Below are 22,788 nucleotides of genomic sequence, written 5' to 3'. Positions count from 1 at the left end.
CATGAGTCCTGGACCAGGTCTGATGTCATAGGGCCGACCTTAGAACCAGCGGCTGACAACAGCTTGATCGTCGCTCACCGGCCTTGCCGCCGGGTCGGCGTTCAGGCCGGCAAGCTTCGAGCGGCCCCTTGTCCCGGCTCACCAAGCTGCTGGCACCGGACGCTGCAGCCGCCCACTCGACACTGAAGCGCTCAGTCGCATTCACCCGATCGGTGGCCAACTCGAAGAAGCTCAAGGTTGTTCCACGGGTCCTTGTAGTGCGCGTCGAATGCCGCGTCTCAGCAGCCGTTGCACCGCCGAGTTTCAGATTCCGGCGTGCAGATGGGCCGCCCACAGATAGGGGTACTTTGGATATTGATCACGGACCTTACGCACGGTGTGGTGCAGAGCACAGGCCGCCGCATCCGTATCGAGATCACTGTGCTGGTTCGTGATCCTGCCGAGCCCGGCATAGAAATCAGCTGCCATAGACGAGGCCACCTCGTCATTTATCTCCCAGAGAGTGCCGATTACATGGGGAAAACCCGCAAGTTGAAAGGCCGAGGTGAGATGGATGGCCTCGTCGATCAGCTCGACAGAGCCCATGAACGCTGTTCGGCAGGCTGACAGGTAAGCCAACTGGGACGTTTCCAGTCTCATTTCGGCAACGTCCGCCACGCTGAGCGGATCATGTTCGTGGTCGTGCAGCAACAACAGACTCTTGGACGGGTCGGTGGGGTTGTGTGCACCATGACACGCGAAGTGAACGATCGCGCAATCGGAGAGATTCGCCAGGACCCGAGCCTTGGTTGGTCGTGTCTCCGCCCCAGAGCCAGTCGTGCCGTCAGCAGCGGCGTCCGGCTCGATGAGCAGCGTCGGCTTCGGCAACAAGCCGCAGAGCAGTGCGGCTTCCTCCGACACCTGGTCCAAGCGGCCGCTGATAGCCGGAGTTGTGGGCATGGCCACGATCAGCGACCGGCCTACGGATGGCATGGATGTGTCATGGCGGCGCGCGTGGTGCAGGGCGCGGATGGTGGTGGTGTAGGAGGAGACGACACGGTCAATGACCGTCCGCCGCTCCCCCTTCCTCAGACCCGTCGGCGGCGGCTCGGCGTGATGGCCGGCAGCATGCAGGGGAAGCAGCGAGAGGAGCCCACCCGGCGCCCACCAGACGCGCGGCCACGGCTGTCCGGGAGAAGGCTCGCCACTGAAACCGAGGCAGTGTAAGACCGGTTCGGCCGCCACGTCCCACAGCCAGCCCAAGACTGTGCGCAACGTCTCTTGAGCCTCCTTACGCACGAGGGGCGTCGTGCGCGGATCGGCAACGACCTCCAGGGCCTGGTGGAAGATCTGGATCTGGTCGACGACGAGGTCGTACCTCAGGTCGGGCAGGCTCAGGGACTCGATTCCGTCGGGCGTCAACAGCAGTGCGTCGCTGCGGTAGTGGCTGACGTTAAAGCTCACCACCGGACCAAAGGCGGCTTGCCCCAAGAGCTCACCGACAGCGGGAGGGTGAGCGAAACTAGCGAACCTGTCGTGCGCTCGAATGCGGTCCAGCGTGACCTGTAGCTGGTCGACGAGGCCACGTCGATGTTCCTCGGCGTCGACCGCATGTACGGCGGTGCTGACTTGCCCCATCGGATCCGCGGGGAAAGCGCTCGTGTCCATCGGCTGGTCAAGCTCGTCTCGGAGTACCTCGAAGCGATGGGCCAGGTCGGGATGGCACGCGCGAAGCTCAGCAAGGTCGCTCCGCATGTCCAGCGCCTGGCTGTGGAGCACACCGCGGCCCGCCTCCAGCAACTGCAGCGCCCACACTGCCCGATCGGTGGGTGTGCCTTCGTGAGAAGCAAGAGCCAGGGCCGCGGCGTCTCCGACCAGCCCGGACCACTTTCCCATGGCATGTTGCTGGTCACCACGGCTCAGCCGGCGATCTGCCACTTCGGGCAACAGACGTACGGCACCCGCCAGAAGATCGGCTGCAAGATTAGGATCCGTCCGTCCGGTCAGGGAGGCCGCTGCCTGCGCGGCACGAATCCGAACGGAGGGCCGGGCCCCGTCGGCTCGTGCGCCTTCCATGTGTGCGGCCAGGGCGCGATCGAAGTCGTGTCGCGAGGCATTCCGCTCATACCGGCTTTGCAGGGCCGTTCCGAGCTGGAACAGGTAGTCGGCGCGCTCCGGATGTTCGGCGGGCGTGAAGTCGAGCGCGGCCTGGCACGCAACCACCGCGTCATCAAGATCAGCTATAGACCCGGTCTTCTCGAACCTGACGGTCAGCACTCCTCCCAGCAAGGACAAATATCTCGGGCGCTCGGGGTGGTGGGACGCAACGTTGGCGGTCGCGTCATGTCCCGCAGCGACCGCGCCGTTCAGGTCTTCAAAGCCTCCGGTGCGCTGGAAGCGGGCGTGCAGGGCGGTGCACAGATTCGCGAGGAAGCGGGGGCGTTCGGGTCTGCCTGCATCCACAATCCTGAGGACCTCACGGCTTCTTCGGATCGCTTCGTCGAGGTCTTGAAGGTCCCCGCTCCGTAGGTAGCGTTGCAATAACACGGCGCCGAGATTGGACAGCATCGCCGCCGAGGCAGAGTGTTCACGCGGCGCCGCCTCCACAGCTCCATGCGCGTACTCGATCGCGGCGTCCAGGTCCGACAGCGCCCCGGTGTGCTTGAACCGAGTCCACAGCATCAGACCAACATTGGACAGACGGCTCGGCTGGTCGACGTGACCGTTCGCGGTGCTCTGTGCGGAAGCGCGACTGGCGCCGATAGCCTCGTTCAGGTCCTCCATATGACCAGTGCATTCGAAACGCTGCCAGAGAGAGACAGCCAGGTTGTTGAGGACCGCGTTGAACTCGGTCTGGTGCGGGTTGATTTCTCGGGAGGCAGCGCGGTTCATCTCGATCGCCGTATCGAGGTCAGATCTGTCCCCGCCAAGGCGGTAGCGCGCCAGGAGAGCTTGTCCCAGACCGGAGAGGCGAAGTCCCCGAGCCCTGTGCCCCAGTGGGAGCATCTCCAGAGCTTCCCGGAACACATTGATGGAATGGTCCAGATAGGCTGTTTCCCCGGTGAGCTCGAATCGGGTCAGCGTGGCGCTGCCGAGCCCGGACATGAATATGGAGCGCCCAGGATGTTCCTCGGAGGCAGCCTCGACTGCGGCCTGGCAGAGCTCGATCGCGTTCTCCAGATCCGCCGGAACGCCGGTGCTTTCATATCGGGCCTGCCAAGCGCTCCCCAGATTGTGAAGGACTCCTGCCTTGTCGTGGTCCTCGTCCCAGAGTTCTGACGCTTCCTGGAAGGCTTCGATAGCGGCGTCCGAGTCCGGCAATCTGCCGCTCTCAGTGAATCGGGTCTGCAGCGCGGTGCCCAGGTTGTTGAGCCCACCAGCCCGGTCGGCAGGGGAGTCCACAGCAGCTTGGACTGCCAGTCGGCCGATCTCGATCGCCTCGTCCAGGTCTGCTGCCGTACCTGTTTGGGTGAAGCGCTCCATAAGTACACCTGACAGGTTGAACAGCATGACCGGCTGGTTCGCGTGCCCTGTTGCCGCGCTTTCCACCGCACCTCGGGCAGCGTCGATCGCCGCGTCCAAATCCCTTGGTTCGCCACCCATGTCGAATTGGGATTTCATGATGACGGCGAGATTGGACAACGTTTCCGCGTGTCCGTGTTCACGGGGGATGGCGGCCGCGATGCGCTGCAGAAGATTGGTCACTCTTGCGCGCAACGCTGGGCTCGGCGAAGCGTTCAGTCCTTGCTGGATCCGCCAGGCGAAGCCAAGCGCGTGCCGGGCCACATCTGGAACCAGTTCATCTGGCAGATCTTCCTCGCCGGCGCCAAACACGAAGCAGGGCGTGAACTTCGCGATGGCCTCCTCTCTGTCCCGCTGCCCAGCCCCTTCGGGAAGTGCCTGATACCTGAAGGTGTACAACCAGCCGAGGGCGTAATGACCTTCCAGGTCGGACTCGTCGTTTCGGAGTATCGCGGCAAGTCGGCGGGCCTCGACCAGTGCTTCCGGCTCCAGCACCACGCCGAGGTTCTGTTCGCGGGCAAGCCGGTCAAGCCGTAACCCCACTAAGGCAATCCGCTTCTCCAGTTCGTCTTCTCTTGCGAAGTCCTGCTCACGACTCTGCACGAACCGTCCTGTCACTTGCCGTTCTCCGGTAGATCTGATTGCTGCATTTTTTGGGTCCGCCGAGGCGAGCCTCTGAACTGAACCGTGCTCACGAAGCCGGTCCCGACACAGAGACCGTGCTGCTCAGTCGTCGCATCACCGCGCCACCGAGGAGAGGGCCCACCGGCTGATCCTCGATGCGCAGCTTGTCAGCCAAGTCCGACAGGTGAAGGCGCACGGATGCCTCCAGCAGTGTGGCGTAGGTATCCGACGCAGTACGGAGGCGACGTGCTGAAATGACCACCAGCGTGGCGGCGAGCGGTACCGCGGGCCACCACCACCAGGTCAGAGGCAAATAGAGCAGAGCCCATCCACCGAGGACGGCAGCTCGCGTCAATGCGGCACGGGCCCTGCCGATCTCGCCGCGTATCTCTTCCGGCAGCACGAGCCAGAGGTGTGGCCAGAGGATGAGGAGATTGACATGTGCCTCTCGGTCCAGCCGGACCGCGGTGGCGTGGATCCGGTCACCGCTCCAGGTCGGCCGTTCAGGCCTCTCCACGGAGATGCGTTTGCACCTGTGGGCCGCACGGTGACGCTCCAGAGGCCTGGGCCGGTCGGCCGGACGCGGAGCGCGTTCCCTGAGCCACAGGGCCTGGTACTCCGCCTGTGCCGCGTCCCAGCGACGCTTCCTACGTGCCACGTGACGCTCAGCCAACTCGCCGAACGGCCAAGGCCATGCGCCCCAGCTGGCGGCCAGAGCGACACGCTCGACAACGGAGCCGAGGGACTGGGCGGCCAGCCCAACAGCAGCCGCACCAGCAAGGACAGCAGCGAGCAGTACGACCTGGCCGCCTACCGTGGTCACCTGAGGAGCCTGGGCAGCATCCGAGATCGCGTGAGGGAGCCGCCCCACGTCCAGCGCAGCTCTCTGCCCGAGGGTGGTTCCGGCTGCAGCGACAGCCATGTAGAGCGCGCCTGGCAGTACGAGGAGGGTCAGCCAACGCTCGGCCAGCTTCTTGCTGAGTTCGCTGAACAGCCCTCCCACTACGGGAGCCTCTCCCGGATCAGGGCCGTCTCGGCGGGGGCGAACCGGCAACGTGGCACGTCGTCGTCCACTTCGTGACCGGAGCGACCAACGCACCGCTGCAGGGGGCATCGGTACACGACATCCAGATCAGCAACACCGGCCAGCACTACGCTGCGGCCCGCGCCCCCATACACCCCCGACGGATCGCCTGCGCGTCGAACCGCTGCGTGCAAGGCGTCTAGAAGAGCGGTGAGCGAAGCGTCATCCGCGGCCGGACTACCGATTGCGGCTTCGACAGCATTCAAGGCGTCGGCGCCCTCGTCGAGCAACGCGGCAAGTTCATCCCGATGCCCACATACGTACGACAGCGCCCTAGCGATCCTCAGGCCGACCACTTCCGCCTGGCTCGTCATACCGAACTCCGCCCCCTGTGCCTCGGTGATCCACTAGGCGGCCATTCTCGCTCCAGATGTGCAGGTGCACGCCCGGTTTCGGCAAACTGCCTCAGGCAGGGGCGGAAGGCATCGAAGTCCCGGAAAGGGCGGTTCAGTCGATCTGCACCGCCCGAGCAATGCGTGGGCGGACACCTTGGAGCAGACCTTCTCCCAAAACCCCCGCAAGACCACTCCGAACCAATCGACACCCACCTTTTGACCTGCGCAAACGTCAACGCCAGCAGGAACCGGACCTGCGTGCCTTTCGTTCGGGCCGACGAGGCCGTGGGTTCAAATCCCGCCACCCCGACTCGGCTCCCAAACCCTTCGGCGATCTACCGCAACGAACTGACCCGGGGAGCGACCCACACGTAGGCTCGGGACGGCCGGCGTGAGAGCGCCTGGCTGACGCATCGGGGCAGGGGGACAGTGTGGATCATCTCTTCACCGTCGACGGGGGCTCGGCCGCGCCGGTCTCACCGACCACGCTGGCCGCGGAAGGCCTCCTCGAACGGCAGCACCTCCAGGAGTGGGTGATCGCGCACCCTCAGATCCTCGGCGAATCGGTGCTCGTGATCACCTCCGAGTTCGACCGGTGGGCCGACACGGACGGGGTGCCGGCGCGCGACCGCTTGGATGTCCTGGGCCTGGATGCCACCGGGCGCCTCGTGGTGGTCGAGCTGAAGCGGGGTACCGCCGACCGCGACGTCCACCTCCAGGCGATCACCTACGCCGCCCTGGTGTCCCGGTTCGACCTCGACACGCTGGCCCAGGCACACCGCGAGTTCCGCAAGAGTCGGGGCGAGATCCTCGAACTCGACACGTGCCGTCAGCGCCTCCTGGACCACGTGGACGGGGACTGGAGCCCTGAACTGCTCCAGCGCCCCAGGCAGGTGATCATCGCTGGCGACTTCCCCAAGCAGGTCACCCACACCGTGGTGTGGCTGTCGGAGATGAACCTCGACATCAACCTCATCCAGGTGGGCCTGTGGAAGGTGAAGGACCAGCTCGTCGCCGGCTTCACCAAGGTCTACCCCACCCCGGAGGTAGAGGAGTTCACTCTCGCTCCGGCCAGGATCGAGGCCAAGGCCGCGGCCCAGAAGCTGGAGGAACGTTCGCGGGCCCAGAACGCCGTGCACGTCATAGTCGGCGCCGGGCTGATCCCGGATGGGGCCCTGCTCCGGCTGACGCCGAGGCACGGAGTGACCGAAGGCATCCGCGAAGACATCCTGGCCTGGGTCGATGAGGACAGCAGCCGAGCAAGTGTCACGTGGAACAACAACACCGCCAAGCCGCTGACGTGGAAGAGCGACGGCAAGCCGTACACCCCGACCGGACTGGCCAACCACATCTTCACCAGCGTGACCGGCCGCAAAGCCGACGGCATACAGGGCACCACCTGGTGGGATATCGACACCACCCACGTCCCGGACGCAGTCGACCCCGACGAGTGGGGAGCACTGGCCGGCACCCACCTCGCGAGCCTGGCCAAGCAGCTCAACGGCACCAGCAAGGACTGGACAGGCCTGCACACCCTCCTGAACGCCGTCCCTGCCGGACGGTGGACGACCTACGGGGACGTGGCGGCCGTGATCAGCAGCCACGCCGTCCCGGTCGGCACCCACTTGGCAACCTGCGGCCAGTGCCCCAATGCCTGGCGGGTCCTCAATGCATCGGGCCGCGTCAGCCCCGGCTTCCGCTGGACCGACCCCACCCGCACAGACTCACCCGCCGACGTCCTGACGACCGAGGGCGTCCGATTCGATGCGGGGGCAGCGGATCCGACTGCGCGCCTGTCCGTGGACGCCCTGAAGGCCCTCCCCAACGACTGACCCCGAACTGCCGTAGAAGCCAGCCGGGAACCAGCCCCGAAAAGCCCACCGCACAGCTTGTGCCCACCGGATCGCTGACGGTACGACGATCACATGCACCGTTGGACACCGCTCAACGATCACCAACTCGCCCTCCTCACACGCATCGGGGCGGGAAGCGACCCGGTCACGTCAGATTCCCCGGGGCTCGCCCTTACTGCGCGTGCCCTGAAGGAACGGGGCCTCATCACCATGCCGAAGGAGGGCGGACGGTGGCAGGCGGAGGTCTCCGATGCCGGACGCTTCTACCTCCAGCACGGCCATCACCCGGACCGGCCTGAACCCGCGCCTCGAAGGTCCCGCACGAAAGCGGCCGCCACCGCGACGACCCAGGAGTCTGAGCCTCCCGAGCCCAAGAACCCAGCCGAACCGAAAACTCGTGTTCAGCGTGCGCCCAAGGTTGCACAGCCCTCCCCCGCCGATATCGGGGCAGCCTTGATCGCGGAAGTACAGCAGGCTGGGCGTTTCCTGCACATCCCGGATCCGGGTGAGGCGGAGCGGGCCCGGTACCGGCGGGCCTTCGATGCGGCAAGGCAGTGTCCCCCGGCCGGATACCACCTGAAGTACACCGGGCGGGCCAAGGGAGACATCAGCTTCGGGCTGCTCCGGGTGAACGGCGAGGACGACACCGAGTGGAACCGCATCAGGCTCGCACGCAGCAGGACTCTGACCGACGTCGACGATGTGATCGCGGCGGTCGAGAAGGACCACAGCGCCTTCGAAGTCTCGGAGGAGGTACTCCCCCGGGTTCTGTCTCTACTCCGGCTGCTCGCCGAGCGCGCCTTCGCCCTCCATGGCGAGATCACTGTCTCCAGGAAGCGCAAGCAGCCGAGGCCCGTGCTCACCGTCCATGACATCACGTGCGAGATCAGCTTCCGTGAGCGACAGAGGCAGGTCCCGTACGTACCCAAGCAGCCGGGCCGGCGCACCTATGACTGGCAGCGGGTGACGCCGGCGCACCGGTTCGAGCCTTCCGGGGAGCTCGAGTTGCGCCTGGGCATCAAAAGGGAGTGGGCCGACGCCAACGAGAGGCCGCTGGAAGACCAGATCGATGAGGTCTTCAAGGTACTGAAGGCACGTGGGCAGGAGCAGGAGCGGGCCAGGCTGAAGTACGAGGCGGAGCAGCGCCGCCTGCGGGAGGAGCGCGACGCGGAACAGCATCGGCTGCAGGAGGAGCGTGCAAGGCAGGAGGCCGACCGCCAACGGGCGGAAGCGGAGAAGCGGCAGCGGACACAGGAGAAGTGGGAGACCGCGGTCAGCGTGGCTTCGATCAAGGCGGTCGACGCGGCGCGGGCCGAGCAGTTCGGGACGGCTCTGGACCAGTGGCGAGCGGTCGGCGAGATCCGGGCGTTCTGCGACGTGCTGGACGAGGCCGCTTCCCAGGCGGATGACCCTGCAGAGGCAGAGAGCCTTCGGGAGTGGTCGGCCTGGGGGCGTTCAGAAGCAGATGGGCTCGATCCTGTCCTGAGCCGCAGGGGGCTCCGCGGGCGGAACTTCCACGCGGAGCCGACGGGTGACCAACTTCGTCCGTTCCTCGACGGCTGGCACCCGCACCGCCCCAAGAAGGAGAAGCCGCCGGCAGAGCCCGCTCCGGCCCAGCCCGAGGCGCGGCGGGAGCCAGAGCGCTCGCGCGCGTTCAGCGACGAACGTCTGGACCAAGGCTGGAGATATGGACGCCCAGGTCGCGCTCAATGGTGGAGGCGATGACACCGTGGCCCCGGTCTCGGAGCGCCTTCACGGCCCGCTCGACCAGTTCCCCGAGTCGCAGCACCTCCGACCTCAGGGCCACCAGTTCGTCGTGGCGGTCTGCCTTCTCCTGTCCGCACCACTCCCGCACCGTGCGCAGGGCTTCCTTCTCCGCCTCCAGCCTTCGGTCGTCCCGACGCTGGTAGCCGTACCAGGAAGATCGTTCGCGCTCCTCTTCCATGGCTCGCTGCCGCCGGTCGACCTCCGGCAGGATCTCCTCGGCCAGCCGCTGGGCGACCTGGCGTGCTATCAGCTCGGTGATCGACCAGCCCACCAGGGAGCAGCCTTTGCGGTCCTCGTGGACCATGGGGTCGTCACGCAGTCGGCCAGCGTCCATGCCCACGAGTGGCGCGGTCTCGTCGAGGTGCCCCAGCTCCAGGACACCCGCGTCGGCCACAGCCTTGCGCAGACGCAGCCGGCCCTTGGGCCGGACGAAGCCCAGGACCATCCGGGCCGCCTCGAATTCGGCGCTCCCCCGCACTGCCCTGGACACCTCAGCCAGAGCCAGCTCCGCCGCGTCGTCCGCCCGGAAGGAGTCAACGTCAGCCCAGAGGGCGAGCAGACAGCTGAGGCTCACCCACTCCTGCAGGCCGGCCGCGTCTCCGTCTAGGAATCGCACGTGGACGCTCCCGGACCTGCCTGTGCCGCCCACTCTGACGATCTCTACCCGGCGCAGTGCACCACCCAGTTCCTTGGGCCTTGCTCGATAGGCCCAGTGCTCCCCGATCTCCATGGGTCCATTGAGCCAGTCCGACGACTCCTGGAGGCCGTCAACGGCGGAATCCGGGTCTCCGGCTATCCGTACGTCTTCTTCCGGCGGGCGCGATGTTGGCGGTCTCCCTGGCCGGAGCCGTTGACAGAGGCGAGGGAGGACAGCGCGGCGCCGTTGTTCCACAGGCCGAGGTGGTCGCGGTGGACGGCCATGACGCCGTTCTGCACGGCGCAGCGCTCGGCAGGGCCGCTGAAGTAGGTGGTGGTCACGAAGATCGCGACGTCGGCGCCGAAGTGCACTTGGGAGCCGAGGAGGTTGCGGACCTCGCTATTGGAGATCTTCCGCTTCGGGTTGTAGCGCTTGCACTGGATCACCACGGTCCGGCCGTCGGGCAGCCGTCCACGGACGTCCGCGCCATCGTCGTGCGAGCGACCGACCCGGCGCACGTCGGTGTATCCGTCCCGTCGGCACAGGCCGGCCACGAACTCCTCGAAGTCCGTTCCGTCCATCGCGTCGACTTCGGCCAGGGTCCGGTGGCCAGTGATGACCGCGTCCTCGTGACGCCACCTCCGGTCACCGCTGCGGATGAGCCGGTCCGTCTTCCACAACCACCAGCCTCCCGCGGTCACCGCCCCGATGACCAGAGTCCCGACGAGGTAGGGCCAGATCACGGCCCACCACGAAGTGAGCACGCCCAGGACAGCGATACCTCCGACGGCTCCCGCAGCGAGCCGGTCGTCCCTGCGCTTACGCCGGGACGACCGGCGCTTCGGCTTTCGAGCTGCCACCCGTTTCCTCCCCCTGGTGTCGGCCGCCAGTGTGGGTGAGGAACTGCGCAGGCGTAAGAGCGCCTGTTGGCCATGGCTCGCTCTCCCAGCAGCGGGGCCCCGAAGCAGCAGCGTGCCCCACGTACGCCCTGTGCGCGCCCCTGTCCCGCTGCATAGCTTGCGATGTTGGTCTGTCACACCCGAGCGAGCCGTAAGGGGAACAGGTTGAAGCCAGCCGCTGACGTACTGAAGGAACTCGTCCAGCCCTCCAACATCTCCGCTCATTCCAGCACCGGGCTGGTCGGCAAGGTCGATGAGGCCGCCGCCGAGGACGACAAGGCCCGCGAGGAGAAGGAGCTCGAAGAGCTCCGGCGCAAGTCTGGTCTGCGCCCCATACCCACGAAGGAGCTGGACCGGACAGTCCAACTCACGCCCTGGGACGTCTTACACACCCTCGGCCAAGCCATCGCCCTGTCCCGGCGAGGAGCCGGCCGCGGGCTCTCGGAACACTGGGGATGCCTGAAGTACAGCCAGGCTCTCACCGGCGGCGCCGAGTCCTTCATGACGCTCTCGGCAGAGGGCCGGGAGACCGCGGACTACTACAAGGCGATCCAGTCCGGGGAGCTCGGCACCGGCTTCGCCCTGACTCTCGCCCGACAGCTCTTGGGCCGCCGGTACCCGGATCACTCGATCTCGATCGTCCCCGCGGACACCGCGCTGCGGGCCGGCTGGGCCCTCACCAGCCGTGACTCCGGGCCGCGATCCGGCTACCGCTACCGACCGCAGTTCTTCGCGGAGGTCTGGAAGCCCGGCGAGCCGTCGTTGGCCATCCCGATTGCCTGCAAAGGCAACCACAGCAACGCCGCCACATCGCACACCCAGCTGGCGTCCGCCTCCGCCCATGTCGAAGCGGTCCACATCGGCGCATGGAACGAGACGCCGGTCCTGGTGTTCAGCACAGAACTTCCGACCGAGGGCCCCCTCACGGTGCACGCCTTGCAGGCGCGCGGAACCGGCGGCCAGCTGAGCGGCGCACCGGACGCCCCCGACAACCACCTCGATCAACCCGTCGAAGACGAGAACATCTACCCGGGAATCCAACGGCCCCACGAGGGCGACGACCCGCCAGCACCCGAGCCGGGGTTCCACGTCCAGCCCGAGCACTATCCGTGGTTTCGGCGCGTCCTCGCCCGAACCGCCGCCGCCGGCCTGACGGCCTTCGCCGGGGCCGGGACGGCCACCGCGCAGTACCTGACCAAGAGGCAAGGACAGCGCCACTTCACGGGCCTGATCCATGCCGCGACCGACAGCGTCCAAGACGCGTACGTACAGCTCCACGGCATCGACTTCGTCGGCACCGATCACGTCTTCCGTCTCAACAGGACCCGGGTCGAGGCGTTCTCCGGAGTTACGAAGGACCTCTTCCACCATCTCGAGAACGGTCAATTGGAGCGGTACCGCACCGAGGTCCACGCCCAGCGGAAGACGTGGCCCCTTCTCGGATGGGACTCGAAGTGGGACGGCCCCGTCTCCATCCATCAAGACGGCTCCGTACTCGCGATGCGCGTACTGACCTGACCCTGCCCGGGCAGGTGTGATGGTGTCGCGCCCCGGGTGCTCTCGGGCGCGACACCCATCCATCGCCGCCGGTGTGAGTGGGAGCTGAAGGGCTCCGATCCGGAAGAGTGCTGGCAGCTCACGGGGCCCGTCTGTCAGGCGTCCCGTCGCTCCTCGTGCCCGGCCAGCTGCACTCGTAGCCGCTCAGCCTCGGCCTCGGCCCGGCGAAGTCGGCGCTCCAAGACAGCGCGAGCCCGCGGCGGGTTTTCAGGCTTCGGCGCCTCATTGCGTGGAACGAGCCAGCCCACGCGCTGATACGCGACAATCGCGCGAGCGTGGGGACACGTATGGCAAGACCGTTCCGGCCTCGGACGCGGCCAGCCTGCCGCCAGCATCCGGCGGGTGTGCTCACGTTGGTGTTCGGATTGAAGCATCGGGTCTGAATCCCAGACCTGCTCGAATTCCTCGATCATCTGTTTCACCCTCATGGCCTCGGCCAAGCGGGGCCCATCATCGGGTTTCCAGTCGAGGGCTGGCGCTACGACCTCTTCGACGTGTCCGCAGGCCAGCGTCACCTTCCAGAAGGCCGACGTGTGTACTTCATCGTGGCGGATCACGGCCCACACGTCGACATCGGCCCATTCGGGGGGTTCCACCGGGTCCGCGGGAAAGCTCACCTCTTGCCGGTCGCCCCACTCAATGATGTCGCGGTAGGGGGCATCAGCGGAATCATCGTGTCGGCAGTACACCTGTCCCGGCGGCAATGCTTCACCGTCCCCGAGAGCACGCCACTTCCTTTCGCTCGGCGGGGTGCAGTCGTCCGGTGTCAAGAGCTCCTTGACGCAAGCGCAATCCAGCTGAACCCGCCAGCGGTAGTACCGGTCCGGGTCCGGCGCGAAGAACGGCCACAGCACCGGAGGAACCCCCCTGCGGCGATCGGAATTGAATTTCTCGTACTCGCGCAGGATGTCCGTGCGCCGCTTCGCCCGGCCGGGAAGCCGGCGCGCTACAGCGGGTGGGTGCGCACCTACGGCGGGGTCGGCCATGTTCGAGTCCTCTCGCCCAGTGAAACACTGCTGCCGACGCTAGGAACCTTGAGATTGGACTGCTGCGTAAATAGCGCTCGCTTCCCCTGAACGAAGGAGAGGAAGTCGCCACCGCCGTGCTCCACACCCTCGTCATCCGATGGATGACTGCACCGGTGTCGCTGGCAGGTGAGGCCAGGCGCGGCCCCAAGGACGTTGGGCTCCACGTGACAGAGGCCGTCACGACGCACCGACAAGCCCCCTGCGCCAGCAACATGCGCGACCGCCAGCGGGTGTGCTTCCGTGAGCAGCCCCAGGGGCTGATGCTGACTGATTGCTGACTAAAGCGCCGTCGCCACGCCGCTGACCTGCGGAAACATCCAGATGTCAGATGTAGGACTTGAACATGGTGCGAAGCATGGAGTAACTCCCGATTTGTCAGCTCCCTGCCTGCTTCCCGCAGGTCAAGGGCGGTCTCCGGAGCCTACAACGAATCGCATGTCCGGTCAGGGGGCGATCTCGAATGTCGGGGGCTTGAGGTCCTTGAGGCAGTCGGTGTTCGGAGCCGTGGGGGTGTCGAAGAACGAGACGGCGATGGATTGGGCGCACTTCGACGTGGCGAAGACGACGTGGGGTTCGTAGGGGACCGTGACGACGGTGGCCCGGGGCAGGGTGCGGGCCACGTACGGGCCGTTGCCCGCCGCGGTCTGGCCGTCGAACCCGCCCGAGAGGGCCAGGGTGGGGATGTCGCTCTTCGTGACGTCGCGGATGGAGCGGGGAGCCGCGGGGACGTTCCAGACGTCGCAGTCCGGGCGCAGGGAGGTCAGCAGGGGGGCCTGGGCCTGTACCGAGCGGGGGAACGACGGGAAGGCTTCCTGGGCTCCGCGGAGTGCTTCGGCCTGGGTCTCGTACGGGGTCCACTCGCTGCAGAAGACGCCGTTGACGAGCCCGTGGGACAGCCGGCCGATGGCCTGGGGGCTGTATTTTCCGCCCGCCCACTGCTGGGCGATCCGCTGCGGCCGGCCGTGGGCCAGTTCGTCGAGGGCCGCGGGTACCTGGGGTGCGACGTGGGTGGCGGCGGTCATCCAGTTGACCAGGGCTCCGCCGTCCAGGACGACCTTCACCTGCTTCTTGCTGCCGGGGAGCGTGACCGTGGTGGTGACCGGCTTGGCTTCGAGGTCGCGGACGAGCCGTTCGAAGGTGGCCGCCAGGTTCGGGTAGCGCCGGTTGCAGGCGGGCTGGTCGGCACAGGCCTTGAACACACCGCCGAAACCCTGCTTGGCGGCGCTCCAGGTCACGGCGGAGCCTCCGGTGGACGGCGGCAGGATGCCGTCGATGCCGACCGACCGGATGCCGTCGGGGTGCAGGCGCATGGAGACGAGCGCCAGCTGGGTGCCGTAGGAGATGCCGAAGACGTTCCACTGCTTGAGGCCCAACGCGGTGCGCAGGTCCGCGAGGTCGGCGGCGCTCTCGATGTCGTTGTAGGCGCTGAGGTCGGCCCCGCTCGCCGCCAGTTTCTCGCGGCAGGCCTTCGTGGCCGCGACGTGCTCGCGCTCGGTGGACGGCGCGTCGTAGACGAGGCCGGTCGCACGTGCGTTGAACTCGTCGACGTTGGGGCAGGTGAGGGCCGGGTCGGCCGAGTACGTGCCGCGCTGGGACATGAAGATCACGTCGCGGTCGCGGTTCAGGCCGCCGTCGATCGCCATCTTCGCCTCCCCGACCGCGTCGTCGCCGGGGCCGCCGGCGAGCCACACGATGGGGTCGGGTTGCGGTTCGTCAGCCTTGGCCGCCACGATCGCGACACCGAGGGTGATCTTCCGGCCGTCCGGCTTGGCGCGGTTCTCCGGCACGGTGAGCGTGCCACAGCGGGCCCCTTCGAGTTCGGCGACCGGGTCCGCGGTCTTCGGGCAGGGGCCCGGCTCGTAGCGGGCGTCGCCCACGGTGCGGGCGACCGTGCCGGTCGGACCCGGGGGCGTCTCCCCGTGTGCGCTCGCCGGCGCCGTGAGCGCACCGGCGAGGAGGATCCCGGTCGCCGCCGCGGCCGACCTGGTGCGCGACCGTCGTGCCTGTGACCGTGCCATCTGTCCTCCCGGTCACTTCGGGGTGATCGTGAACGGTTCCCACCTGAGCCCCGCCACGCAGCCGGTATCGGGCGCGGACGGGCGGGCGAGGAAGGATGCCAGCACCTTCTGGGCGCAGGGCGACTGCGGAACCACCCAGTGCCCGATCCCGGGCACCTGCACGGTGGTCGAGTGGGACAGCGAACTGGCCGCCTTCCGCGCCCAGCTGGGGCTGGTCTTCATGTCGAACGTTCCGTTGATGAAGAGCGTCGGCACCGAGCTGGTGGTGGCCACCCGTTGGCCGGTGGTGCGGTCCGGGACGTTCCAGATGCGGCACATCGGGGACTGGAAGGCCAGTTGGGGCGCCTGGGCCTGGACCGACTCCGGCCACTGGGGGAACGCTTCGCGGCCCGCCTTCAGCACGTCGGACGGCGAGTGACCGGGCACCCATTCGCTGCACACCACCGATTGCGTCAGACCGTGGGCGGTCTGGCCGTCCACCTGGACCGAGCCGGCGGCGCGGGCCCGGGCGAAGCGCTCGGGACGTCCGCGGCCGAGTTCGTCGATCGCCGCCGGGACGTCTTTGAACGGGATCGCCTTGGCGACCAGCAGGTTCACCAGGGCGCCGCCGTCGAGGACGACCTTCACCGGGTCGCCGCCCTGCGGCGGGCGGACGCTCAGGGTCAGCGGCTGGGCCTGGAGCTTGCGCACCTGCTCGTTCACGGTGCGTTCGAGGTCCGGGTAGCGGTTCTTGCAGCGGGGCTCGGCGGCGCATGCCGTGTAGAGGTTGTCGAGCCCTTCCCGGGCGGTGGCCCAGGCGAACGGCAGGGAGACGTACTGTGCGGGGGCGACCGAGTCGAGCGCCACCGCGCGGATCCCCTGGGGGTGCAGGCGCAGGTAGGTCAGGGCCAGGTTGCTGCCGTAGGAGTGGCCGTAGACGTTCCACTGCTTGATGCCCAGTGCCGTGCGCAGGCCGGCGAAGTCGGCGGCGTTCTCGGCACTGTTGTAGGCGCTCAGGTCGGTCCCGTCCGCTGCCAGGCGGTCCCGGCACTGCTTCACCGCGTCGAGCATGGCCCTTTCGGTCTGCGGTGCGTAGGACGGGAGCCCGACGGACCGGGCGTAGAAGCGGTCCAGCTCCGGGCAGGCGAGGTCGGGCTTGTCGTAGAGATTGCCGCGCTGGGCCATGATGATCAGTTCGCGGTCCCGGTTCAGGCCGGAGGAGACCAGGAACGGGATGTCGTCGAAGGTCTCGCCACCGGGGCCGCCCGACATGAACACCACGGGATCCCGGGCGGGCTTCGCCGAGGCGGCGGGGATGACCGCGACGGCGAGCCGGATGGTCCGCCCGCCGGGGCGGGCACGGTTCTCGGGGACCTCCAGGAATCCGCACCGGGCGGTGGCCAGCGCTTCGATCGGCTCGGGCGTCCTGGGGCAGGGACCCGGCACGAAGCGTGACGCGGCGGCCGAGCCGGGCCCGGCGCCAGTGCCGGTATCGGCGTTCCGTGGGGCGGCGCCCGCCGAGGTCGGGCCGAGGGCCGCCAGGAGGGCCAGACCGGCCCCGGCAACCGCGATCCCGTGACGGGAGCCGTGCTCTGCCATGTGATCCCGTTCCTCTGCCGATCGACAGCTGGCCGCCGGGCGACGCCGCGGCGGTATGGGCGGAACGCACGTAATCGACGGTACCGGCTGGTCCGGACACGCGCACACGGACGGCCGCCGGCCAAAAGGGCCCACGGTCCGGTCCCTCTACCGCGAGGTACCCGCCGCCGGGAGGGCGGACGCACGACCGCTTGACGTCGTCCTCGTCGAAGAACCAGGAACGGAAACCGGCCGGAGGAGCCTCCGGGCCGGCAGCGGCCCGGAGGGAAGCCGGGCGGACGTTCGCCCCCTGCTGCCGACGGCCCGTAAAGGTTAGAAGATGGAGTGTGAGCGACCTTCCTGGATCCTCTCCCCAGCGGCGTCCCCGCTCAGGACGCCGCCAGGAGCGTCAGGAGCACGCGCGGCCCCCGAAGGCGGGGGCGCGGCGGCCGCAGCGGCTGTCCTCCCTGCTGAGCGTGCGCAGCGTGGCCGGCGAGGTGTTCCTCCTGCAGCTGGCCGTCGTGGTGCTCCTCGTCGCCGCCGCGGTGGTGACCCTCGTGGTGCAGGCCCGGAGCTACGCCATGCTGGACGCCCGGAACCGTACGCTCGCCGCCGCCGGAACCTTCGCGGAATCCCCGGGGATCGTCGCGGCCCTGCGCGGCCCCCACCCGAGCGCGGTGCTGCAGCCGAGCGCCGAGGCGGCCCGGAAGATCGCCGGGGTCGACGGCATCAACGTGTACACGCTCGACGGGATCACCGTCGCCCACAGCGACCCGGAACAGATCGGGAAACGCGTCGTCGGCCCCTTCTCCAAGGCGGCGGCCGGCAAGTCCTTCACCGAGACGTTCAAAGGGTCCCTGGGGCAGTCGGTGGTCTCGGTGGTCCCCGTCAAGGACGCCGACGGCCGCGTGATCGCCGTCGTCTCCTCCCCGGTCACGGTCCAGAACGTCCAGAGCATGGTGAACCGGCAGCTGCCGGTCGTCCTCGGCAGCGCGGCCGCGGTGCTCGCCCTGTCCGCGGGCGGGACCGCCCTGGTGAGCCGCCGGCTGCTGCGCCGGACGCACGGCCTGGGGCCGGCCGAGATGACGAGGATGTACGAGCACCACGACGCGGTGCTGCACGCGGTGCGGGAGGGCGTCCTGATCATCGGTGGCGGCGGACGGCTGCTGCTGGCCAATGACGAGGCGCGGCGGCTGCTGGATCTGCCGGTGAACGCGGAGGGGCTCCCCGTCACGGACCTGGGTCTGGAGGAGGGGATCGCCGGCTCGATCGCGTCGGGCCGTTCCGCCACCGACGAGCTGCACATGGCGGCCGATCGGCTGCTGGCGGTGAACATCCGGCCCACCGCCCCCTACGGGCAGGCCGGGACCGTCGTCACACTGCGGGACACCACCGAGCTGCGGGCACTCGCCGGCCGGGCCGAGGTGGCCCGCGAGCGGCTGAAGCTGCTCTACGACGCGGGGGTGCAGGTCGGAACGACGCTGAACGTGGAGCGCACGGCGGAGGAACTGGCGGCGGTGGCGGTCCCGCGGTTCGCCGACGTGGTCACCGTCGACCTGCTGGACCCGGTGCTGCGCGGCGAGGAGCCGCCCGAGGTGATCACCGAGATGCGCCGCACGGCCGTCGCGGGCCTTCAGGGCGACCACCCGCTCACCTCCGTCGGCGAGCTGATCCGGTTCGCTCCCGCCGGTCCCATGGCCGCCGGGCTGGCCGGCGGCCATGCGGTGATGGAGGCGGACCTGCGCGCCACCCACCGCTGGCGGACCCAGAACCAGGCCAACGCCGCGCAGATCCTGGACCGCGGCATCCACTCCCTGATCGTCGTGCCCCTGCGGGCCCGGGGCGTGGTGCTGGGGATGGCCGGCTACTGGCGGGGGCAGGACTCCCCGGCGTTCGACGAGGAGGACGTGTCCTTCGCCGAGGAGCTGACCGCCCGGGCGGCGCTGTCCGTCGACAATGCCCGCCGCTACACCCGCGAGCACAACATGGCCGTCACCCTGCAGCGCAGCCTGCTGCCCCGGGGCGTGCCGGAGCAGTCCGCCGTCGAGGTCGCGCACCGCTATCTGCCCGCCCAGGCCGGGGTGGGCGGCGACTGGTTCGACGTCATCCCGCTGCCCGGCGCCCGAGTGGCCCTGGTGGTCGGCGACGTCGTCGGCCACGGTCTGCACGCCGCCGCCACCATGGGCCGCCTGCGCACCGCCGTGTACAACTTCTCCACCCTCGACCTGCCCGCGGACGAGCTCGTGAGCCACCTGGACGAGCTGGTCGCCCACATCGACACCGACGAGCAGGAGTGGCAGGGGATCACCGGAGCCACCTGCCTGTGCGCCATCTACGATCCCGCCTCGGGGCAGGTGACCGCCGCCAGCGCCGGGCATCCGGGCCCCGCTCTGGTCCGCCCCGACGGAACCGTGTCCTTCCCCGAGGTGCCGGTCTCCCCGCCGCTGGGCCTGGGCGCGGGCATGCCCGTGGAGACCACGGCGCTCACCGTGCCCGAGGGCTCCCTGCTGGCGCTCTTCACCGACGGGCTGATCGAGAACCGCGACCGCGATCCGGACGCGGGCCTGGCCGTGCTGCGCGCCGCCCTGGCCGGGCCCGCCCGCACCCCGGAGGAAACCTGCACCGCGGTGATCGAGGCGATGCTGCCCACCAGGCCCAGCGACGACGTCGCGCTGCTGGTGGCCCGCACCCGTCGGCTGGACCCCGCGCGGATCGCCGAGTGGGACGTGTCCCCCGACCCGGCGGCGGTGTCCCCGGTGCGCAATGCCTGCGCCCGCCGCCTGGCGGACTGGGGCCTGGAGGACATCGCCTTCACCACGGAACTCATCCTCAGCGAGCTGATCACCAACGCCATCCGCTACGGCAGCGAGCCCATCCGGGTGAGGCTGCTGTACGACCGCAGCCTGGTCTGCGAGGTCTCCGACGGGTCCAGCACCTCCCCGCACCTGCGCCGGGCCGAGGACACCGACGAGGGCGGCCGCGGCCTGTTCCTCGTCGCGCAGTTCGCCGAGCGCTGGGGCACCCGGTACACCGCCCGCGGCAAGATCATCTGGAGTGAGCAGGCCCTCTACGACGGGGCCGCACCGTCCGCGGCGGATCTCGGGGAGGCGCTCCTGGCCGGGTGGGACGACGAGGGGTCCTGAGTACGCGCCGGTACGGCAGCCGCGGGGAAGACGGCGGACACCACCGTCTGGGACTGCGCCGCCGGGGCCGCCGACCGTACGCTGGCCTTGATCGGTACGCGACCGCCCGTTTTGGAGCCTTTGTGCCCGTAGCCCGCCTCCGGACAGCCTCCGTCGCCGCCTTCCTGGCCCTCACGGCGGCGCCCCTCGGCGCCTGCGGAGACGAGCCCGCCGCCGCGCCCAGAGCGCCCGCGGTGGCCACCTCCGCCGCGGACGCCGGCGGCTTGGCGGCACTGACGGCGGCGGCGAAGAAGGAGGGCTCGCTCAACACCATCGCGCTCCCGAGCGACTGGGCCAACTACGACGCACTGATCGACGGCTTCGAGAAGAAGTACGGGATCAAGGTCACGGTGGAGAGCCCGGAAGGCACCAGCCAGGACGAGATCAACGCCCTGAAGGAGCACAGGGGCGACGGCCGCGCCCCCGACGTGATCGACGTGGGGGGCTCCTTCGCACAGTCCGCGGCCCGGCAGGGCCTGCTCGCTCCGTACAAGGTCGCCGAGTTCGACCGGATCCCCGAGGAACAGAAGGACCCGCAGGCCCGCTGGTACAACAACTACGGCGGCTACGTCTCGATCGGCTGTGACGCCAAGCGCGTCAAGACCTGCCCCTCGACCTTCGCCGATCTGCGCAAGCCCGAGTACAAGGGCCAGGTCTCGCTCAACGGCGACCCCACCAAGTCCGGCTCCGCCTTCGCCGGCGTGTATGCGGCGGCCCTGGCGAACGGGGGTTCCTTCGACGACATCCAGCCCGGGATCGACTTCTTCGCCGAGCTCAGCAAGAACGGCAACTTCATCCCGGTCGAATCCACCCCGGCCACGATCGCGAAGGGCCAGACGCCGATCAGCATCGACTGGGACTTCCTCAACCTCGGGTACGCCGACGAATTCCGCGAGAAGGGCGCGGACATCGACTGGCGGACCGCGATCCCGTTCGACGGCAGCTTCGCCCAGTACTACGCGAACGGGGTGAACAAGGACGCCCCGCACCCCGCGGCGGCACGTCTGTGGCAGGAGTACCTCTTCAGCCCGGAGGGCCAGAACATCCGGCTCGGCGCCTATGCGCGCCCCGTCCTCATGGACGCCATGGCGCAGGACGGCACCCTCGACAAGGCCGCCGCCGGCAAACTGCCGACGGTCGAGGGCACGCCGACGTTTCCGACGGAGGCGCAGAGGGAGAAGGCGAGGGAGACCGTCAACCGCGGCTGGGCCGACGCCGTCTCGGGCTAGGGCCCGCTCCGGGGCGCCGCCCGCCCCCGATGCCCTGCCGGTCGGCCGTCCGCGCGCCGGCGCGGCGGGCGGGGTCGGTGAACGCCCGCCGGACGGATTCTTCGAGGAGGGCGAGCTCCGCGCGTACCGCCGGCAGGCGCTCGGCCGGCTGGGTTTCGAGGAGGTCGTCCAGCAGCGCCCGTAGCCGCCGGCACACCTGGAGGGACGTGGCCCCGTACTCACGGATCTCGGTGACGCCGAGTTGCAGGTAGTCCTCCCAGCCGCGGCCCGGCACCACGAGCCGGGGCCGGCCCTCGCCGTCGGCGAGCACGTACCGGCCGCGGAGCCGGGCCCCGCCGACCACGTGCAGGAACGTGTCGATGTGGTTGAGCACCTGCACGGCGGTCGTGGGGTCGTTCACGGCGGGCGACAGGGCGCGGATGGCGATGTCGACGAGGATGCGCAGGGCGAAGGCGGGATCCTGCTCGATGGTGCGCTCGGTGCCGAGGGCGACGAGCCCGGTCACCCGCCGCGGGTCGGGCGCCCGCGCGGAGCCGTGGGCCTCGACGAGGGTGGTGCCGGGCGGTACGAAGTCGCCGACCTGGTGGGCCAGGACCAGGACGCAGTCGTGGCGGACGGCGGTGGCGATCAGCCCCGCCGCGTCGAACGCCTGGATGACTCCGCCCCGTTCGGACCGGATGGGGGTCACCGGACCGGCGGGCGCCGGCGAAGCCTCGTCGCGAGCCGACGAGCGGTGGACGCGTTCGGTCGCGCGGACGAGCACCTTCTCGCCCAAGCGCCCCACCAGGTCGGCGATGGCCACGGGCCGGAGGTTGTGGGTGAACCGGTTGAGGTAGATCAGCAGGAGCACGAGGCTGACGGAGACGGCCACGCCGGACAGGGTCACGCCCAGGTCGGGGACGTAGTCCGACTCGATTCTGCGCAACAGGGAGAAGGCGTACGCGAACGTGCCGGTGAACGTGGCCAGCACGGCCTTCTGCAGCCGGTCGCGGTACCACAGGCGCATGTAGCGCGGGGACAGCGTTCCCGTGGCCTGCTGGACGACGAGTACGCCGATGGTCACGACGAACCCCAGCAGCGCGACCATGGCGCCGACGACGGAACTGAGCACGCTGCTCGCCGTCGTCGCGGAGTACTGCCAGTCGTCCGGCAGCCAGCCCGCCCTCTGCACGCCCGCGGCCCACTCGGCGAGCACCGCGCCCAGCAGGAGTCCGATCAGGGGGATGATCCACAGGCTGGCCTTGACGTACTGCCGCAACCGGAAGCGCGCCGCCCAGGACATCATCGTCCGCACCCCTGCGGTCCACACCGCGGACCGCCGCGGGTTCCGGGAACCGGCGCAAGGTTCGACGGCACGGGCAGCCTCCGGATCCGGCGGTGCGATGCGGCCTGAACGCTCAGTTCGTGCCGTTCCATGTTAATGGCGATTCCCGGCGGACGCAGGGGCGAGCCCGGCTCGCCGGGCTCGCCGCGAATTCCGCGCTTAACCTGACTGGGTGGCGTCGAAAGGGGTTCTC

General features: G+C 68.8%; 13 protein-coding genes. 5 read left to right on the top strand and 8 right to left on the bottom strand.

The genetic code is table 11. From position 1 onward, the window contains the following. Positions 1–303: 303 nt before the first annotated feature. Positions 304–4,104: a CHAT domain-containing protein gene (locus tag ACFV0Q_RS09250; protein ID WP_385002859.1), complete on the bottom strand. Its 3,801-nt coding sequence runs from the start codon at positions 4,102–4,104 to the stop codon at positions 304–306. 88 nt (positions 4,105–4,192) lie between these two features. Continuing rightward, positions 4,193–5,128, bottom strand: a complete 936-nt coding sequence (locus ACFV0Q_RS09245; protein WP_385002856.1) for a hypothetical protein — start codon at positions 5,126–5,128, stop codon at positions 4,193–4,195. 847 nt (positions 5,129–5,975) lie between these two features. Here ACFV0Q_RS09245 and ACFV0Q_RS09240 point away from each other — a divergent pair. Both ACFV0Q_RS09240 and ACFV0Q_RS09235 read left to right on the top strand, forming a co-directional pair. Then, complete coding sequence (locus tag ACFV0Q_RS09240) at positions 5,976–7,376, top strand: DNA-binding protein (protein ID WP_385002853.1); 1,401 nt, start codon at positions 5,976–5,978, stop codon at positions 7,374–7,376. Positions 7,377–7,469: 93 nt separating this feature from the next. Further along, a complete protein-coding gene (locus ACFV0Q_RS09235; protein WP_385002850.1) occupies positions 7,470–9,122 on the top strand; it encodes a PE-PGRS family protein in 1,653 nt (550 codons plus the stop codon). Here ACFV0Q_RS09235 and ACFV0Q_RS09230 read toward each other — a convergent pair. Next, positions 9,052–9,894, bottom strand: coding sequence for a PE-PGRS family protein (locus ACFV0Q_RS09230; RefSeq protein ID WP_385002847.1), 843 nt, complete (start codon positions 9,892–9,894; stop codon positions 9,052–9,054). The genes ACFV0Q_RS09235 and ACFV0Q_RS09230 overlap by 71 nt on opposite strands. Positions 9,895–9,956: 62 nt before the next feature. Then, positions 9,957–10,565 (bottom strand): restriction endonuclease, encoded by a 609-nt coding sequence (locus ACFV0Q_RS09225; RefSeq protein WP_385002845.1) that lies wholly within the window; start codon positions 10,563–10,565, stop codon positions 9,957–9,959. Between the two features lie 300 nt (positions 10,566–10,865). Between ACFV0Q_RS09225 and ACFV0Q_RS09220 the strand changes: the two genes are divergently transcribed. Continuing rightward, on the top strand, positions 10,866–12,218 hold the full coding sequence (locus ACFV0Q_RS09220) for a hypothetical protein (protein WP_385002842.1): 1,353 nt from the start codon (positions 10,866–10,868) through the stop codon (positions 12,216–12,218). A gap of 134 nt (positions 12,219–12,352) precedes the next feature. Here the strand turns inward: ACFV0Q_RS09220 and ACFV0Q_RS09215 are convergent, their stop codons facing one another. The 3 genes from ACFV0Q_RS09215 to ACFV0Q_RS09205 all read right to left on the bottom strand — a co-directional run bounded on the left by ACFV0Q_RS09215 (position 12,353) and on the right by ACFV0Q_RS09205 (position 16,881). Next, positions 12,353–13,243, bottom strand: coding sequence for a hypothetical protein (locus ACFV0Q_RS09215; RefSeq protein WP_385002839.1), 891 nt, complete (start codon positions 13,241–13,243; stop codon positions 12,353–12,355). Positions 13,244–13,728: 485 nt separating this feature from the next. Beyond that, a complete protein-coding gene (locus ACFV0Q_RS09210) occupies positions 13,729–15,303 on the bottom strand; it encodes an alpha/beta fold hydrolase (protein ID WP_385002836.1) in 1,575 nt (524 codons plus the stop codon). 12 nt (positions 15,304–15,315) lie between these two features. Continuing rightward, entirely contained in the window at positions 15,316–16,881 is a 1,566-nt protein-coding gene (locus ACFV0Q_RS09205; protein ID WP_385002832.1) for an alpha/beta fold hydrolase, read from the bottom strand. Between the two features lie 326 nt (positions 16,882–17,207). Between ACFV0Q_RS09205 and ACFV0Q_RS09200 the strand changes: the two genes are divergently transcribed. After that, a complete protein-coding gene (locus ACFV0Q_RS09200) occupies positions 17,208–20,003 on the top strand; it encodes a SpoIIE family protein phosphatase (protein WP_385002829.1) in 2,796 nt (931 codons plus the stop codon). Positions 20,004–20,125: 122 nt separating this feature from the next. Next, on the top strand, positions 20,126–21,271 hold the full coding sequence (locus ACFV0Q_RS09195) for an ABC transporter substrate-binding protein (RefSeq protein WP_385002826.1): 1,146 nt from the start codon (positions 20,126–20,128) through the stop codon (positions 21,269–21,271). Here the strand turns inward: ACFV0Q_RS09195 and ACFV0Q_RS09190 are convergent. Further along, a complete protein-coding gene (locus tag ACFV0Q_RS09190) occupies positions 21,237–22,556 on the bottom strand; it encodes a DUF2254 domain-containing protein (protein WP_385002865.1) in 1,320 nt (439 codons plus the stop codon). The genes ACFV0Q_RS09195 and ACFV0Q_RS09190 overlap by 35 nt on opposite strands. Positions 22,557–22,788: the final 232 nt, after the last annotated feature.

It is taken from the genome of Streptomyces sp. NPDC059564 (assembly GCF_042735575.1).
Taxonomy (GTDB): Bacteria; Actinomycetota; Actinomycetes; order Streptomycetales; family Streptomycetaceae; genus Streptomyces.
Note: the sequence above shows the minus strand (reverse complement) of the source record. Positions and strands in the feature narration are given on the sequence as shown.

Bases quoted from the DNA above. Each gene is read 5' to 3' on its own strand.
- ACFV0Q_RS09235 (WP_385002850.1), top strand. From the start codon at position 7,470: ATGCACCGTTGGACACCGCTCAACGATCACCAACTCGCCCTCCTCACA.
- ACFV0Q_RS09230 (WP_385002847.1), bottom strand. From the start codon at position 9,894: ATGGAGATCGGGGAGCACTGGGCCTATCGAGCAAGGCCCAAGGAACTG.
- ACFV0Q_RS09215 (WP_385002839.1), bottom strand. From the start codon at position 13,243: ATGGCCGACCCCGCCGTAGGTGCGCACCCACCCGCTGTAGCGCGCCGG.
- ACFV0Q_RS09210 (WP_385002836.1), bottom strand. From the start codon at position 15,303: ATGGCACGGTCACAGGCACGACGGTCGCGCACCAGGTCGGCCGCGGCG.
- ACFV0Q_RS09205 (WP_385002832.1), bottom strand. From the start codon at position 16,881: ATGGCAGAGCACGGCTCCCGTCACGGGATCGCGGTTGCCGGGGCCGGT.
- ACFV0Q_RS09190 (WP_385002865.1), bottom strand. From the start codon at position 22,556: ATGATGTCCTGGGCGGCGCGCTTCCGGTTGCGGCAGTACGTCAAGGCC.